Here is a 16256-nt window from a genome sequence, read left to right as displayed (position 1 = left end):
TCGCGGTCGCCGCGGCCGACACGGTCGACGTACCGCTCGGCGACCTCAACCTCAGCCTCGCCACCGATGCCGGCCGGATCGGCCTCGGCCTCTCCGGCCAGCAGAAGATCCCCGTCGGCGACCTCGAGCTGGACGTGCTGTTCGGCGCGCCGGCCGCCTGGGGCAGCAACGCGCCGGACGGGCTGCAGGTGTTCCTCCTCGACACCGGCTCCGGCGGCGTCGAGTTCGACCTCGGCGTCCAGCTGCGCGGCGTGGGAGTCGGGCTGGCCAAGCAGGACGGCACCCCGCTGGTCTCGGAGTCGGTGCTGCGCCTCGGCTCGGTGCGCACCTTCGTCTTCGTCGACCTCGAGACCGGCACCGGTGACCTGGTGGCGGCCCACGGTGGCGCGGGCATCCAGCTCGGCGGCTTCGGGCTGCCGCTCGCGGCCGCGCTCGGCTCCGGCGGCGGCTCCAACCCCGTCGCCTCGAACCTGCTGTCGTCGGGCGGCTCCGGCGGCGCCCAAGGCGACGCCCAGACGGTGAACCCCGCCGCCGACATCGATGCGTGGTACTGGGACGACGGCGGCGACACCAGCGCCCTGCGCGTGCTGGTCGGCGGCCAGGACGGACTGCTGTGGATCCCGATCCACAACGGCTTCGGCCCGATCTTCATCGACGAGGTCGGCGCGGGCGTCAGCAGCACCCGGCTCACCCTCGCGATCACCGGCGGGGTCAGCATCGCCGGGCTGTCCGCGCAGGTCGACGAGCTCTCGGTCGCGATCCCCTACGCGACCGTCGGCGACCCCAGCACGTGGGTGCTCGACCTGAAGGGGCTGGCCGTCGGCTACAGCGGACCGGCGATCGCCATCGCCGGCGGGCTGGTCAAGTTCGACGGCCCGCCCATCGAGTACGACGGCATGCTGCTGGTCAAGGTCGGCAACATTGGCGCGATCGTGATCGGCTCCTACGCGGTGGTCGGGTCCGGCGCCGACGAGTTCACCTCGCTGGCCATCTTCGGCGGCGTGTTCGTGCCGATCGGGATCACGCCGATCATCAACCTCACCGGTGTCGCCCTCGGCCTCGGCTACAACCGGCGGCTCGTCGTGCCGGAGGACCTCAACGAGATCCCGAACTTCATGCTGGTCAAGGCGCTGGACCGGCCCGAGGCGCTGGCGAACAACCCGATGCAGGCGCTCTACGCGTTCCGCGACCAGGTGCCGCCCGCGCGCGGTGCGCTCTGGTTCGCCGCCGGCATCCGCGGCACCTCCTTCGAGCTGGTCAACATCACCGCGGTGGTCTACGTCGCCCTGAACAACGGCGCCGAGGTCGGCCTCCTCGGCGTCGCCCGGATGGCGCTGCCGGCCGACGACGCCGCCATCGTCAGTGTCGAGCTCGCGCTCAAGGCCCGGTTCTCCACCGCCGAGGGGCTGTTCTCCGTGCAGGCCCAGCTCACCGACAACTCGTGGCTCATCAGCCGCGACTGCCGGCTCACCGGCGGCTTCGCCTTCTTCACGTGGTTCCGCGAGTCGCAGTTCCTGCTCACCCTCGGTGGCTACCACCCGGCGTTCGTGCCCCGGCCGGAGTACCCGGTCGTGCCCCGGATCGGCTTCCAGTGGACCTTCCTCGGCGTCGTGCACATCAAGGGCGAGTCCTACTTCGCGCTCACCAACACCGCGATCATGACCGGCACCCGGGTCGAGGCGACGTACGGCCCCGGCTGGCTGCAGCTCTGGTTCACGGCGTACGCCGACATCCTGGTCACCCGCGACCCGTTCCACTACCTCGCCGAGATCGGGATCAGCGTCGGCGCCAAGTTCCGCTTCCGGGTGTGCTTCTTCGCCTGCGTGACGATCAACTTCAACGTGTCGGTCGGGGCCACGCTGCGGCTGGAGGGCCCGCCGTTCCACGGCCGGGTCAAGGCCGACCTCGGACCGGTCTCGGTGACCGTGCCGTTCGGCGACGACGCGCTGCCCAAGCCGCCGCCGAAGCACTGGGACGAGTTCGTCGCGCTCTACGTCAAGGCCGGCGACGTCAACGCCGGCAGCGTCCAGGCGCAGGTGGAGAGCGGCCTGCTACCCGCCGAGCCGGCGGGCGGACCGGTCGCGCCCGGCACCGAGGAGCAGCCGTGGCGGCTCTCGGCGGAGTGGACCCTGCGCACCGAGTCGCGGATGCCGGCCCGAGGCTTCGCGCTCCAGCTCACCACCCCGATGACCGAGGCCCAGATCGGCTCGACGGTCTTCGGCACGGTCGAGAAGCTCTCCGGCGTCTACGACTTCGACCTCGCCCCGATGTACGTCGCCCACAACGGCCTCAAGGTCGTACACGTCGTCACCCTCGCCCGCCGGCCCGAGGGCGGCGGTGCGTTCGTGGCGATGGTGCCCGACAGCCAGCCCGCACCCGCCGACGGGGCGCTCGTCCTGCGCCACGCGCTGTTCCGGGTGACCCCGCTGATCACGCAGGTGTCCGAGGCGACCTACCACTACTTCCCGGACCTCAAGCCCCCGGCCGCGGCCAACACCCTGCCGGTGCTCTCCGGGATCAAGCTCGACGGGATCGCCGGCCTGCGCAACCCGAGCGCGGTCATCCCGATCGGCACCCTGGTCGACTTCGGCAACGTCCGGCCGCTGCCGTTCGCGAGGCGCGACCCCGCCGTGGTCGCGCACATCCTCGAAGTCGGTGCGGCCTGGACGCAGGTCGCCGGCGTCGCCGCCGGCCTCGACAACCGCAAGCTCGTCGACGGCGCGGTCGGTATCCTGGGCACCAGCGAGGCGTTCGCCGAGCTGCGGGCCGACAGCGAGCTGCGGCCTGGCGGCTACGGGCCGGTGGCGCTCGAGGCCCTGGCCAACCGCCGCTCGGCGCCGCCGGTGCTCTCGGCGCTGAGCGAGGGCTTCACGCTGGAGGACGAGGGGATCGGAGTCCCCCCGCCGGTGGTGCGCGTGGGTCCGGTCGCCGGGGTCGAGCTGCGCCGGCCACGGCTGCGCACGGTGATGCAGCGGCCGCTGGTGACCGCGGGCGCCGCGCCGGCCGCCCGGACCACCCTGCCGCGGTCGGTGCACCAGCCCGAGCCCCAGCCCGGAACGATCCCGGGACCCAGGGGCGAGACCGGTCGCCGGCCCGTCGTCAACGTCCGCGACGAGCTGGTGACCTCGTGGCAGACGGCCGGACTGGCGCTCGTACGCCGGCCCGGCAGCGACGACGCCCAGCCGACCCGGATCGCACGGTCCGCCCGGTCCCTGCGGTCGGCCGCCCTCGGCGCCCCGACCGGTCGCGCGGAGGCCGCGACCCTCGAGCGGCTCACCAAGGCGGTGAGCAAGGGCGTCGACCTCCGAGCCGGGGTCACCCACGTCTGGGAGCTCCCGCTCGGCGACGGCTGGGACCTGGTCCTGCGCGGTGACTCCGCGGTCCGGGTGACCGAGCTGAGCACCGCCGGCACCGCGCTGCGTGACGACGAGGTCGGCGAGCAGCTCTTCGCCGACGGCGGCGAGCACCGGTTCAAGCTGGACGACGGGGTCGGCATGGTCGCGATCACCGCCATGGGCCGGCACGCGGACGGCGCCAATGGCGATGCCTCGGCGAGCAGGAAGGGCGGCCGCGGCGCGGTCGCCGGCGCGGCGACGTCCGGCGGACGGGTGGTCCTGGGCTGGGAGAGCAGCGGCCGGGCGGTCCAGGTCGGGCCGACCACGCTGCTGGCCCGTGGCTCGGTGCTGCGGCTGGGCACCCCGGCCGCGGTGACGGTGCGGGCGCAGCGAGCCGCCTCGGGCGTGGTCGCCATCGCGGCCGCGCTGGCCGACCAGCAGCTCACCGGGACCGAGCTGCCGACCGAGCTGAGCGTGGTCGGCGTCCTCCTCGACAACAGCACCGACGCCCTGCCCGGCCCCGACGACGTGGTCGTCACCGTCGACGGCGGGCGCGCGGAGCCCCTGCCGATCCAGGTGGCGGCCGGACGCCGCACGCTCTACCTCTACGACGTCAAGGCGGACCGCTCCCGCGACCTGATGCTCGTCTCGGTCGGCGTCACCGGCCCGGCGACCCTCGCCGGCGTCGTCGGCAGCACCGGCACCGCCGCGGAGTGGGCGGCCGCGCTGGCGGGCTCGACCCTGACCGAGCTGGTGCCCGACGAGCAGCTGACCCCCGACGGGTCGCTCACCGTCCGGATCGAGAAGCGGCGAGGTGACGGCGATGGCTGACCCGAAGGTCGGGGAGATGGTCCTCTACGACTACATCCGACCGCCGCTGCTCGCGGGTGAGTACCGCCTGCGCGTGAGCACCGACGTCACCGTCCCCGGCACCGCCACTCCCCTGCCGGGCCAGGACTTCTTCTTCGACGTCGAGGGTCCGCGATTCGCGCTGGCGCCGACCGAGGTGGCGGGCGTGTTCCCGCCGCGCAACGGGCACGGCCCCTTCGACTCGGCGCTGCCGCACATCGCCCTCGGGCGCCGCACGCTCCCGTGGGAGCGGGCGCTGGGCGACGCCTACACCGTGGCTGGCGACGAGACGCCGTACCCCTTCCTGGCGCTGGTGCTGCTCGAGCAGTCGGAGTGCACGATCCTGCGCAACCAGCCCCTCACCGACGTGGTGCCGCCCGCGGTCTTCGAGCGGCTGGGCCGGCCGGCCGGGATCCGGTGCGACGCAGTCGAGGCCGACGAGCAGCTGCTGCGCAGCATCCTGCCGATGCCCGACGAGCTGCGGCTGCTGACCCACGTCCGGCAGGTCAACGTCGACGACCGCGAGCTGTCCGCCGGCGACTCCGACGGCTACTTCGCGGTGGTCATGGGCAACCGGATCCCGCACGACGGCGGGTCGTACGTCGCGTGCCTGGTCTCGGTCGAGGAGCGGACCGACCTCCTCCCCACCACCGACACCACCCAGCCCGTCGGGGGTGGGGTGTTCTCCGACCTCGAGTTCGCCGAGATGTCCGCTCCGGCCGAGCTGGCTCAGAGCGCGCTCGGCACCCAGGTGACCCCCGCGGCCGCCGACGCGATGCGCCTGGTCGCCCGGGCGGCCCCGGAGCGGCAGCTCCGCACCGCGACCGAGCTCGGCTCGGCCAACTCGCTGGCCAACCTGGAGGCCGTCGCGAGACCCAGCCTGGCCGACCGGGAGCGGTTCACTGTCGGGTCGGTGGTGCTGCACCCGCCGGCCCGGCTCGTGCTGCTGCACAGCTGGACGTTCACCTGCGAGGGCGACGGCACCTTCCGCCAGCTGATGCAGGGGCTGGACGTCGGGATGATGGGAGAGGTCGACCCGGCCACCAAGCTGAAGGTCACCGACACCGGCCACATCAAGATCGACGTCATCGACCGGCTCGGTGCCCCGGAGGAGTCGTGGTACCGCGGGCCGCTGGTCTCCCAGCCGCTCACCCGCGACCCACTCGGGCCCTACCACAGCGCCGACCAGGCCCGCCGGGTCGCCGCCGAGACCGGCGCGGAGAACATCTCCTACGCCGCCGCCTTCGAGGTCGGCAGGCTGCTCGCCGCCGCTGACGCCCGGCTCGCCCAGGAGCTGATGCGGTGGCGGCGCGGCTCGTTCCGAGCCAGCGCCCGCGACTCCAGCATCACCCTGCTGCAGGCCAGGATGAAGCTCACCGAGGTGCTCGACCCGGTCGACCCCGTGGCGCTGCGCTACTCGCTCGACGTGCTCACCAAGATCACCGCCGGCATCGTGGCGCCGGCCGACCCGCTCGGCATCGACCTGGCGCTGTCCAGCCCGCTGCTGGAGCCCGAGCGGGTCGCCAAGGCGTTCGGGCTGAAGACCGCCGACGAGGCACGGGTGCTGCTCGGCGAGGAGCCGGGGCTGACCCGGGCGGTCTACGTCCCAGCGCCCGAGCAGCTGTTCAGCACGCTGGACGAGCTCCTGCAGGACGGCGAGGGGATGGCCGCGCTGGCCGACGTCCGGGACCGGGCGATCGAGGCGGTCCGGCAGTTCGGAGAGCCGGAGACGGGCCCAGAGAGGGGCCGGGAGGAGGAGCCACCGCGATGAGGATCCCCGTGACCACCAGCCGCGCGGTCCTGCACGAGCGGCTCATCCACCCGGCACAGGAGGCGACGCTCCAGCCCGAGGGCGACCTGCCGCCGTACATGGAGTCCTTCCTCGCGCACCTGCGCTGCCTGGTCGGGGTGCCGTTCGAGTACCTCGTGCCCGACGAGCGGCTGCTGCCGACCGAGTCGATCCGGTTCTTCTACCTCGACCGCTCGTGGACCGACCGGCTCGTCGACGGGGCGGTGGCCGTCGGGCAGATCGGCTCGCGCGAGGAGGCGCACTACCAGGCGCGGGCCTCGGTGGTCGCGCAGCTGCTCGACCAGAGCGAGCGGATGGTCCGGCCGCTGCAGCGCGGCGAGGACTTCGTGACGGCCAAGCAGGAGAGCGACGCGAACGCCGAGGAGGCGACGGTGGTCACCGGCTTCGTGCTGCGCTCGAGCGCGGTGCGCGGCTGGCCGCACATGGACGTCCGCGCGTACGACGCGGTGCTGCAGGAGCCGTTCACCGCGGGCGACGCCCAGGTCGTCCAGCACCAACTGCCGCTGCTGCGGCTCGAGGTGCTGTCCCCGTCGGTGATGATCGGGCTCTTCGAGGGCGAGCCGCGGATGGTGATCCTCGAGGAGCCGCACCACGGCGTCCAGTTCGGCGTCCGGCACCGCGGCTCGGCGCTGGCGGTCCCGCTGCGCGACCCGACCGGCCACCAGGTCCTGGTCAACAACGACGCGGTGCCGGTGACCGTGCCCACCCGGAGCGCACACCGGGACGTGGTGCGGGTCGCGGCGCTGCGCGACGCGCTGCAGGCCGCCCGCGCGACGCACCCTCAGGCGGTCAACCAGACCGGCGCCGCGGCGTTCGCGATCAGCGTCCTGGACCCGCCGTGGCGCCAGCACTTCGAGGGCACCGAGGACCACGCCGACACCGGCGAGCCCGTGGACCGGACCTTCGTCAACGTCACCGGCCTCGTCCAGCAGGCGGGGCTGCTCACCAACGTCAAGCTCATCCTGGGGGTGCCCTGAGATGCCCTTCGACGACCGCCTCATCGCCGCCACGCTCGCTCACGGCCTGTCGGCCGGTGTCCTCGGCACGTGGGACCCCCGGGTGGCCCGGACACCGCGGGTCATGGTCCCGGTGCAGCTCGACGTGCTGATGGTGCGCGAGGAAGGTGGTGTCTGGGCGGACACCCGGATGACGCCGCCGCCCCCGGACGGCGACCCCGACGACGAGGCCTACCACCACCTCGCCGCACCCTTCGCCGAGCGCGAGCCCCGCGCCAAGGGCGCCTACCTGCACTGGGCGCTCCCCGACGCTCTCACCAGCGGCGTCGGCACCGCCGCGGCCGGCGACGTCTCCTTCCCCGCGGTCCCCGACCGCTGGCTGGTCACCAGGGTCTCCACCCCGAGCACCGGCGGGCGCCGGGCGGTGACCTCGTGGATCCTCGAGTCCGACGGCGAGGAGCCGGTGGTCACCCCCCTCGATGCCTGGACCGAGCCCTCCGACCCCGACCGGACCGACGTCGCCGGCATCCAGCCCCTCACCGCGCTCGGGCACGGCGACGCCGGCTGGTCGGCGTACTTCGACAACGTCGAGAACCGGCTCGGCTTCCACGACGACCTCGTAGACGCCAAGGGGCCGATCGCCTACCTCGTGTGCGGGTGGCACAGCCGGCACCTCGACGACCCGATCGGCGAGGGGCTCTCGTCCCCGAGCCGGTTCGAGGCCCGGCTCGACGAGCTGGGGTGGGAGATCAACTCCGACGCGATCAAGGCCGCCTTCACGTACGCCGACGACCGCATCCGCGCCGCCACGTCCGCCGGCCTGGCCACCCGCGAGGCGACCTTCAGCAAGGTGACGACCGCCGCCGCCGGGAAGTCCGTGGTGCCGGAGGGCATCCGGAACGACCCGGCCACGCTGCTCGCCTCGACCGACGCGGCCGTGCGCGGCCGGTGGGCTGCCCGCGCGGTGTCGTGGCCGGAGCTCACCCTCTACCACGGCGCCGTCGTCGGCCTGGGCTGGCCGGGCGTCGGCATCGGGGTCGCACCCGACGGCCTCGTGGGCGGGGACGCCGGCGGGCCGCCGCCGGCTGACGCGGTCACCGTCACCATCGGCAACACGCTCGTCGAGGCGCTGGCCGCGCGGCTCGCCGACAACCAGGGCGCCGGTGACGAGGCCCGGGTGCTCGAGGCCGTCCTGCTCGGCGGCACCGAGGAGCTCGACCAGCCCGACGGCCCGGCCCGGATCGACGCCCTGCTGCACGCCTCGGGGTTCGGCAGCCTGCCGGGCGGCACCGTGACCGAGGAGCTCGTGCAGCACCCGACGGCCCCCGCGACCTCGGTCGTCGCCGACCCGGCCAAGACCGATCCCGGCGTCTTCGCCGGTCAGGCGGTGCCGCCGACCAGGCCGCCCGTCAAGGGAGCGCCGGGGTCGAGCGCGACCGGGGGCGTCCTGAGCGCAGCGAGCCGGGTGGAGCAGCAGGCCGCCATCTCGCCCAAGCTCAAGCGCGGCTCGATGGACGACCTGGTCCGTACCGTCGTGGAGGCGAAGCGAGTGCGGGTGCCGAACCCGCCGGCGCCCAACGCCGACGCGCCCGCGGAGACGGTGTCCGCCGAGCGCGCGCTGCCGCGGTTCTTCGTGCCCGCCGACCCGGTCTTCCTCCTCGAGAACGCCGGACGCTCCTTCAAGCACGGCTTCGACCACCTCCACGCGGAGTCGGGCAAGCTGGTCTGCCGGCTCAGCGGCGACCACGTCACCGAGCTGAGGCCGGCGCGGCTGACCAGGTCGGTGGCCGGCATCCGCGGCGAGGACCTGCTGCTGCGAGGCCTCGACCACGGCGGCGTACCTCCCGAGTGCCAGGACCTGCTCACCGAGCTGGCGCTGCTCGACCCGGGCAGCGCGGAGAGCGCGGCGGCGGTGTGGGCCACGGCCGTCGGCCGGATGCCGGGCGCCCGCGCGGAGGCGGCGCGCGCGACCTCCCGCGCAGAGGCCACCGAGGTCTTCGCGGTCGAGCAGGCCGCGTGGTGGGTCACCCGCGACGACCGCCGCGACGCCGCAGGGCTGGTGGCCGCCTCCGGGTTCTCCGGCACGCTGCCCTCCCCCGTCGCCGTCGCGCTCCCGGCGGCACCCTGGGTGCCACTGCACCTCGACTGGGAGGTGGGGCTGTTCGCGGCCACCGACGTCTCCGGCTGGGTGCTCGAGGAGGTCGACTTCGACGCGGACCCGGCGGTGCTGCCGCCCGCCGACGCCACACCCGTGCAGTCGCTGTCGGGGCGGGCACTGCTGACCGGCGGCGCGGCCAGGACCGCCGCCACGACCGTACGCCGGGTGCTCGAGCAGGCCCAGCAGTCCGGCGGGTCCACCGCGCTCAGGCCCGGGGTGACGCTGACGTTCTACTCCGAGGCCGCGCGCGACATGGTCGCCCAGGTCACCGCCCTCCGGTCGTCGTACGCAGAGAAGCGGATGCGGGCCCGGGCCGCGGCCGCGGGCGGCGGTGCGGACGCGCAAGCCGCGGCCGCGCAGGCCGACCTCGACCACATCGCCGACGAGCTGGAGAAGATGGACGTGCTCGTCGGCGCGATGGACCGGTTCACCTCGATGCTGCGCTCGGACTTCACCGCCGACGGCGAGTCGGCACCCGGCGACGGCACGGTGCCGCCGGACTTCTGGGCGTTCCGCGGCGGCTTCCTGAAGGTCCGCCGGCTCCGCCTGGTCGACTGCTTCGGCCAGACCCTCGACCTGCTGGGGTCCGGCGCGGACCGGCCGGCCGACGTGGACAAGGTGCTCTGCTCCGAGCCGCTCTCCGTGGCCGACCGGCCGGACCTGGTCGAGCTCGCCCCGCGGTTCACCGCACCCGCGCGGCTGTGGCTGCGCTTCGTCTCCGCCGAGGACGACGCCACCGAGGCCAGCGACTCCGTCTCGCCGGTCTGCGGGTTCGTGCTGCCCAACCACCTCGACGGCGACCTCCAGCTCTACGCCGCCGACGGCACCGCCCTCGGCGCGGTCCGCTTCGACGCCGCCGCCGGCGTCGTCTGGGAGGAGTCCCCCGGGCAGCCGGCCACCCTGGGCTCGACCCCGTCGGGGATCGTGGCCAACCGCCACCTGGCCGGCATCGCCCAGGGGCTCCTCGACTGGGGGGCGGTCGACTCGACGCCGGACACCCTCGCCCACGACACCGCCCTCTCGTCACTGCTGAGGATCATCGACACCTCGCTCTGGTCGGTCGACCCGTTCGGGCACATCGGCGAGGAGCACCTCGCCCTGCTCGTCGGCCACCCGCTCGTCGTGATGCGGGGGCTGGTCCGGGTGGAGGTCGCCGAGCCCGTCGACCCGGCGCGCGTCCAGGGGATGCGGGTGCCGGTCCGGCTGGGGGCACTGAGCCACTGGCAGGACGGACTGCTGGGCTACTTCGTCGGCGACGACACCCGGACGCTTCGGGTCCCCGACCCGGCCGTGACCGACTTCGCCCGCCCGATCGGCCCCAACGAGGGGTTCAACGGCCAGGCCAGCACCACCTCGGACTACTACGACCGGTTCGCCGAGGACCTCGGCGTCGTGGCCGACCCGGGCGCGACCCCCGTCGACCATCCCTACGTCGACACCAGCGGGGTGCTGTGGGTCCAGCCCGGACAGGACGTCCACGTCACGATGCTGGTCGAGCCGCACAGCCAGGTGCACGCGACCACCGGCTACCTGCCGCACAAGGAGATCGGGATGCGCCGGGCCTGGGTGGCTCCCGGCCTGGCGCGGCTCGCGCCCCTGTTCAGGTTCGGGCCGGTCCTGCTCGACCCGACGGCGATCCGGATGCCGGTCGCCTCCGACATCCGCGGCACCTGGAGCTGGAGCCACCGCAAGGACGCCTCCACGTGGCTGGACGAGCCGGTCACCAACAGCCTGGGCGACGGCCGGCTCCCCACCGAGCCGTCGGAGGGACAGGAGGGCTGGCTGAGGCTGACCCCGGAGGAGCCGCTGCCATGAGCGAAGCACTCAACCCCGACGCCAACGAGGGCGAGTCCGAAGGTGTGCCGGAGCAGCTGCAGGAGCGGGAGAGCGACCGCGACGGCAGGACCGACAACCGGCGGTGGCGCTACGCCGTCCGCGACGTCGAGGCACTGCCGGCAGCGGGCACCGGCCTGTGGCAGCAGATCGGGCCGGCACCCCAGCACGTGGCCAACGACCAGCGCTTCCAGGGGGTCGGACCCGTCGCCGGCGAGGTCGTCGACATCGCGATCGACCCGCGGGTCGGCGATACCCGGACGATGTACGCCGCCGCCGGCAACGGCGGGCTCTGGAAGTCGTCCGACGCCGGCCAGACGTGGCGACCGGTCACCGACCAGCTCCCGGCCACCGCGATCGGAGCGGTCGCGATCGACCCGGTGGACCCCGACACGATCTACATCGGCACCGGCAACCTGTTCAACGGCGCGGCCGGCATGGCCAAGTCGGCCGGTCTGTTCAAGTCGGTCGACGGCGGCCAGAGCTGGTCGCGGCTGAACTCGCCGGCCGGTCGCCCGCCGCAGGCGATCACCGCCGCCGCCAACGTGGCCGGCGGGGTGCGGGTCACCGTCGCCGCGCACGGCTACGCAAGCCTCGACCGGGTCGTCGCGGTCGGGCTCCCGGGCATCGTCGGCGCCCGGGGTGAGGGGCCCGTCCGCCGGATCGACGCGGACAACCTGCGGATCGGCGGGCTGACCATGACCGGCGCGTTCAACGCCGCCGCCGGCCCGATGCTCTTCGACGCGAGGCAGCCGCCGTTCCTCTCCGACCGGGGTGTGATCCGGATGGTCTGCCCGGCGGCCGGCACGCTCCTCGTCGCCGCGGAGACCGGGCTCTACTACTCCCGCGACGGCGGCCGGAACTTCGGCGCCAACCATCCGACGTACGACGACGGGCGCCCGGTCCGCACGGGGCTGATCTCGGCGCTGGAGCTCGACCAGGGCTGGATGCGCACGATCCGGGTCGGCAACGCCACCCCGACGGCTCCCATCGCCGTCACCCTCCCCAACCACGGGCTCGTGGCGGGCGACAAGGTGACCATCGGCGGGGTGACCGACAACGCCCAGGCCAACGGCACGTGGGTCGTCGACGTGGTCGACGCCGACCACGTCACGCTACGTGGCTCGGACGGCAACGGGACCGGCGCGGTGAGCGGGTTCGCGATCGGCCCGTCCCACCCGGTCACCCAGCCGGTGACGGGTGCGACCAACCCGGCGGCGCCGAACCCGATCGTGGTCACCTGCGTGGGGCACGGCTGGGTGACCGGCGACATCGTCGCGGTCAGCGGCGTGACCGGGAACACCAACGCCAACGGCTCCTGGCCGATCCGGGTCCTCTCCCCCGACACCTTCGCTCTCGTCGGGTCCCGCGGCAACGCGGCGTACGCCGGCGGTGGCATCGTCGACGGGCCGCGGCACGCGGCCCCCCAGGCGATCACCGCGGCGGTCAACGTCGCCGGCGGAGTCGAGCTCACCGTCGCCGCGCACAACCTGCTCGCCGGCGACCGCGTGAGCGTCCTCGGCCTACCCGGCATCGCCGCGCCCGGCAACTCGGCCAGCGTCCGGGTCCGCGACCCCAACACCATCCGGCTGGCCGGCCTGACCATGAACGCGGCGTACGGCGGAGCGGGCGCCACCCTGGCCGGGCCTGCCGACGCCTTCAACACGGCCTACTTCGCCGGCGCCGGCCGGCTGCTCGGGACCACCACGCTCAACCCCGACCGCGGCCTCTTCCGCCTCACCGTCACCTCCACCGGCGAGCTCGTGCTCTCGCCGAACCTGATGCGCAACACCGGAGGTCCGCCCTCCACGCACGGCCGGGTCGCGTTCACCCAGTCGCTGCTGCCGCGCGCCGGCACCCTCTACATCTCCGTCCAGGACATCGAGGGAGTCAACCAGGGCATCTTCGTCGGCATGTTTCGCAGCCGCGACTTCGGTGGCAGCTGGACCTTGTGCCCGGCGTTCACGCCTCGGGTCAACGTCGACGGTGGCGGGTTCACCAACTACATGCTGCTGGTGGCCGTCGACCCCCAGGACTCCACCCGCGTCTACGGCGCGCAGCAGCAGCTCTGGCGGTCGGTCGACGGCGGGACGACCTGGCCGACGGTCAACCCGGTCACCGCGGGCGGTGTCGACCAGATGGTCGGCTTCGGCCGGTCACCGAGCACCACGCTCCTGCACTGGGACCACCACGAGCTGGTGTTCCCGCCGCCGACGTGGTGGAGCTGGAACCTCGCGCCCGCGGTCGCGCCGGTCGCACCCACACCGGCCTACCACGGCACCGACGGCGGGGTCGCGATCTCGGGCACGACGGCCGCCGGGGCGATGACCTTCACCGCACTCAACCAGGGCGTCGCCACGAACCTGATGACCTCGCTCGACATCGGTCGCGGGGCCGGCAACAACGCGGTGAGCTTCACCGGCCTGCAGGACACCGGCACCGCCGGGCACCGGCGCGGCGACGCGTCCGGCGTCTGGGTGGCGGGGGTCGACGCCGACGGCGGACCGGTCGCGGTGGACTCCTTCGACCCCGACATCGTCTTCGGCACCCGCAACGGCCAGCTGATGCGGACGACGAACGGCGGGGCCACCTGGTCGTTCGCGAACTCCGGGCTCGCCGAGCGCCGTACCCAGATCGAGAACGTCGAGAACACCAACCCGGTCCGGGTCACCGTGGCGGGGCACTCCTTCCGGACCGGGGACGTGGTCACGATCTCCGGGGTCCGGGGTGGCAACAACCTGGCCAACGGCGCGGCCACGGTCACCGTGGTGGACAAGCGACGGTTCACGCTGAACGGGAAGAACGGCACGACGGTGCCGGCGTTCGGACCGTTCCCGCGGGTGACGGGGGACCGCTTCCTCACCCAGGTCGACATCGTGGCCGCCACGCTCAGCGCGCCGATCGAGATCGAGACCGCGACGCCGCACGGCTGTGCCACGGGCCAGCGGGTGCGGATCGAGACGGTCGAGGGCAACGTCGCGGCCAACAACACCGACGCCCGGTCCGCCTGGCAGGTCACCGTGATCTCGCCGACCCGGCTCTCCCTCGACGGCTCCGACGGCTCGGCCTCGGGGCAGTACGTCTCCCGGACCGGGCGGCTGCGGGGTCCCGGCGTCAACGGCTCGCTGCCGGTCTTCACCACCACCAACGCCAACCCGATCGTGGTCACCGCACAGGGGCACGGGTTCCTCACCGGCGACCAGGTCACGGTCTCGGACGTGACCGGCAACGCGGCGGCCAACGGCGCCGGCCGGCAGATCACGGTGCTCGACGCGAACTCCTTCATCCTCGACGGCGTCGCCGGCAACGGCGCGCCCGGTGCGGCCCCCCGTGTCGTCGGGCTCGCGATCGGCCGGGGGCTGCCGGGGAGCGGCTATCTCGTCAGGATCGCCATGGTGCCGGTCGCCGGAGGTCCCTCGACCAAGATCTTCGTGTCCATGGACCGCACGCTCTACCGGAGCACGAACGGAGGGATCTCCTTCGTCGCGATGGCGGTGTTCGCCGACTTCATCACCGCGCTGCACGCACCCGTCGACGGCCGGCTGTGGCTCGCCACCGGGGCACTGTTCGGCAACAACCGCAACTATCGGGTGCGCCTCTCGACCAACGACGGGGCGTCGTTCCTGGGCGCCGGCGCGCCGGCGAACTTCGCGTCCGACGTCGGCGCCCGCAGCTTCATCTCCCAGATCCTCGAGGACCCGCAGGTGCCCAACGGCCAGCGGGTCGCCGTCGTCTGCTCGGGATACAGCCGTACGGCGACCAGCCGCCGCACCCGGCACGTCTTCGAGACAACCAACCAGGGCCGCACCACCGGCGGCGCGGTGCCCTGGCGGGAGCTCGGGGGTGTCTTCGACGCGGCGGCGGGCAACCTGCCCGACGTACCGGTGCACGGCGCCGTGTGGGACACCACCGTCAACCCGTCCCGGCTGTTGCTGGCCACCGACCTCGGCGTCCTCAGGCTGGACCCGGCCGGGCCGAGCTGGGAGCGGATCGGACCGAACCTCCCCCGCGCCGGCGTGCAGGCGATCGCCGCCGACATGAGCGTCAACCCGCCGGTGGTCCGGGTCGGCACCTACGGGCGCTCGGCCTGGGAGCTGCGGGTCCCCACCGGGCCGGCGCTGCACGTCGAGGCGGACCTCGGCTTCGGCGACCTGCAGGTCGGCGAGACCGTGCGCCGCCCGCTGGTGCTCCACAGCGTCGGTGCCGCCGACGTCCACGTCACCGGCATCGAGGGCGCCGTCGGGGACGTGACCGTCGAGTCCGTACCGCCCGGTGCCGTCCTCCCCCTGACGATGGCCCCCGGCGAACGGCGGACCTTCGACGTCGTCTTCTCCCCGACTGCAGTCGGCGACCGGGGTGCCTTCCTCACCGTCCGGTCCGACGACACCGAGAACCCGACGGTGCCGGTGAAGGTGACCGGCTTCGGCGTCGCCGCGGGTGCCCCGCGGCTGGGTGCGCGGGCGTTCGTCGAGTTCGGCGTGGTGCGCACGGGCGCACCCAGCGACCTGGCCCTCGAGCTGCGCAACCTCGGGGACGCACCGCTGCGGATCACCGGGCTCGCCCCCGATCCGCGCGGCAACGCCCGCTTCTCGCTGCCGGCGCCCCCGGCGCTGCCGTTCACGATCCCGCCGAGCGGATCGACGAGTGTCACGGTGCGCTTCGACCCCAACGCGAACGGCGAGGTCCGCAGCGGGCTCACCGTGACCGGCGACGGCGGCCAGGGCCAGGTGGTGACGCTCGTCGGGCGGGGCACCACGACCGCGGCCGGAATGGTGGCCGTGCTCTTCGAACAGCTGGGAATCTCAGATCAGGCGGAGGCAGTCGGATGATCGATGCACAGGGGCAGGAGCAGAAGCAGCCGGCCACGGGCGGTGGCCTGCGGGCGAGGTTCTGGGTCGAGGCGGCGCTGGCCGGCCTCGCCGCGGTGCTCGCCGCGGTCACCGCGGTGGTGCCGGACTGGATCGAGCGGCTCACCGGCGCGCACCCCGACTCGGGCGGTGGCGAGCTCGAGTGGATGTTCGCGCTCGTGCCGGCCGCGATCGCGCTCGCGCTCGCCGTGGCCGCCCGCCGCGAGTGGCGGCGCGCCGTCCCGGCCTGACCGAGCGCCGGGTCAGCGCTTGGCGAGGCCCTTGACGAGGGCCTTCACCGCGAAGAAGAGCACGGCGCGGATGCCGACCCAGAGGGCAGCCTTGCCCACGCCCTTCGCGACGCTCTGGGCAGTCATCGGCGCGCGCACCGTGGCGGCGTCGACGGCGTCGGCGGGGCCGCCGTACGGCACGTCGGGGACCGGCGGGTCGGTCGAGATGGGCGGACCG

The 16256-nt window shown here is 73.8% G+C and carries 7 protein-coding genes; 6 read left to right on the top strand and 1 reads right to left on the bottom strand.

Translation table 11 applies throughout. From position 1 onward, the window contains the following. The 6 genes from VFV89_RS08565 to VFV89_RS08540 all read left to right on the top strand — a co-directional run. Positions 1-4166: DUF6603 domain-containing protein (locus VFV89_RS08565; RefSeq protein ID WP_329705505.1), on the top strand; the 4166-nt coding region annotated here is incomplete at its 5' end. Further along, positions 4159-5955, top strand: coding sequence for a hypothetical protein (locus tag VFV89_RS08560; RefSeq protein WP_329705504.1), 1797 nt, complete (start codon positions 4159-4161; stop codon positions 5953-5955). The genes VFV89_RS08565 and VFV89_RS08560, both read left to right, overlap by 8 nt. After that, positions 5952-6971, top strand: coding sequence for a hypothetical protein (locus tag VFV89_RS08555; protein WP_329705503.1), 1020 nt, complete (start codon positions 5952-5954; stop codon positions 6969-6971). Before VFV89_RS08560 ends, VFV89_RS08555 begins: the two co-directional genes overlap by 4 nt. Position 6972: 1 nt before the next feature. Further along, a complete protein-coding gene (locus VFV89_RS08550) occupies positions 6973-10923 on the top strand; it encodes a hypothetical protein (protein WP_329705502.1) in 3951 nt (1316 codons plus the stop codon). Beyond that, complete coding sequence (locus tag VFV89_RS08545) at positions 10920-15770, top strand: choice-of-anchor D domain-containing protein (protein WP_329705501.1); 4851 nt, start codon at positions 10920-10922, stop codon at positions 15768-15770. The genes VFV89_RS08550 and VFV89_RS08545 overlap by 4 nt, the downstream gene beginning before the upstream one ends. Further along, positions 15767-16039: a hypothetical protein gene (locus VFV89_RS08540; protein WP_329705500.1), complete on the top strand. Its 273-nt coding sequence runs from the start codon at positions 15767-15769 to the stop codon at positions 16037-16039. The genes VFV89_RS08545 and VFV89_RS08540 overlap by 4 nt, the downstream gene beginning before the upstream one ends. A 12-nt stretch (positions 16040-16051) precedes the next feature. Here the strand turns inward: VFV89_RS08540 and VFV89_RS08535 are convergent. After that, on the bottom strand, positions 16052-16256 hold a 205-nt coding region (locus VFV89_RS08535; RefSeq protein WP_329705499.1), incomplete at its 5' end, for a hypothetical protein.

This window comes from Nocardioides sp., assembly GCF_036274455.1.
Taxonomy (GTDB): Bacteria; Actinomycetota; Actinomycetes; order Propionibacteriales; family Nocardioidaceae; genus Nocardioides.
Note: the sequence above shows the minus strand (reverse complement) of the source record. Positions and strands in the feature narration are given on the sequence as shown.

Coding starts and splice junctions, on each gene's coding strand:
- VFV89_RS08540 (WP_329705500.1), top strand. CDS start 15,767: ATGATCGATGCACAGGGGCAGGAGCAGAAGCAGCCGGCCACGGGCGGT.
- VFV89_RS08550 (WP_329705502.1), top strand. CDS start 6,973: ATGCCCTTCGACGACCGCCTCATCGCCGCCACGCTCGCTCACGGCCTG.
- VFV89_RS08545 (WP_329705501.1), top strand. CDS start 10,920: ATGAGCGAAGCACTCAACCCCGACGCCAACGAGGGCGAGTCCGAAGGT.
- VFV89_RS08560 (WP_329705504.1), top strand. CDS start 4,159: ATGGCTGACCCGAAGGTCGGGGAGATGGTCCTCTACGACTACATCCGA.
- VFV89_RS08555 (WP_329705503.1), top strand. CDS start 5,952: ATGAGGATCCCCGTGACCACCAGCCGCGCGGTCCTGCACGAGCGGCTC.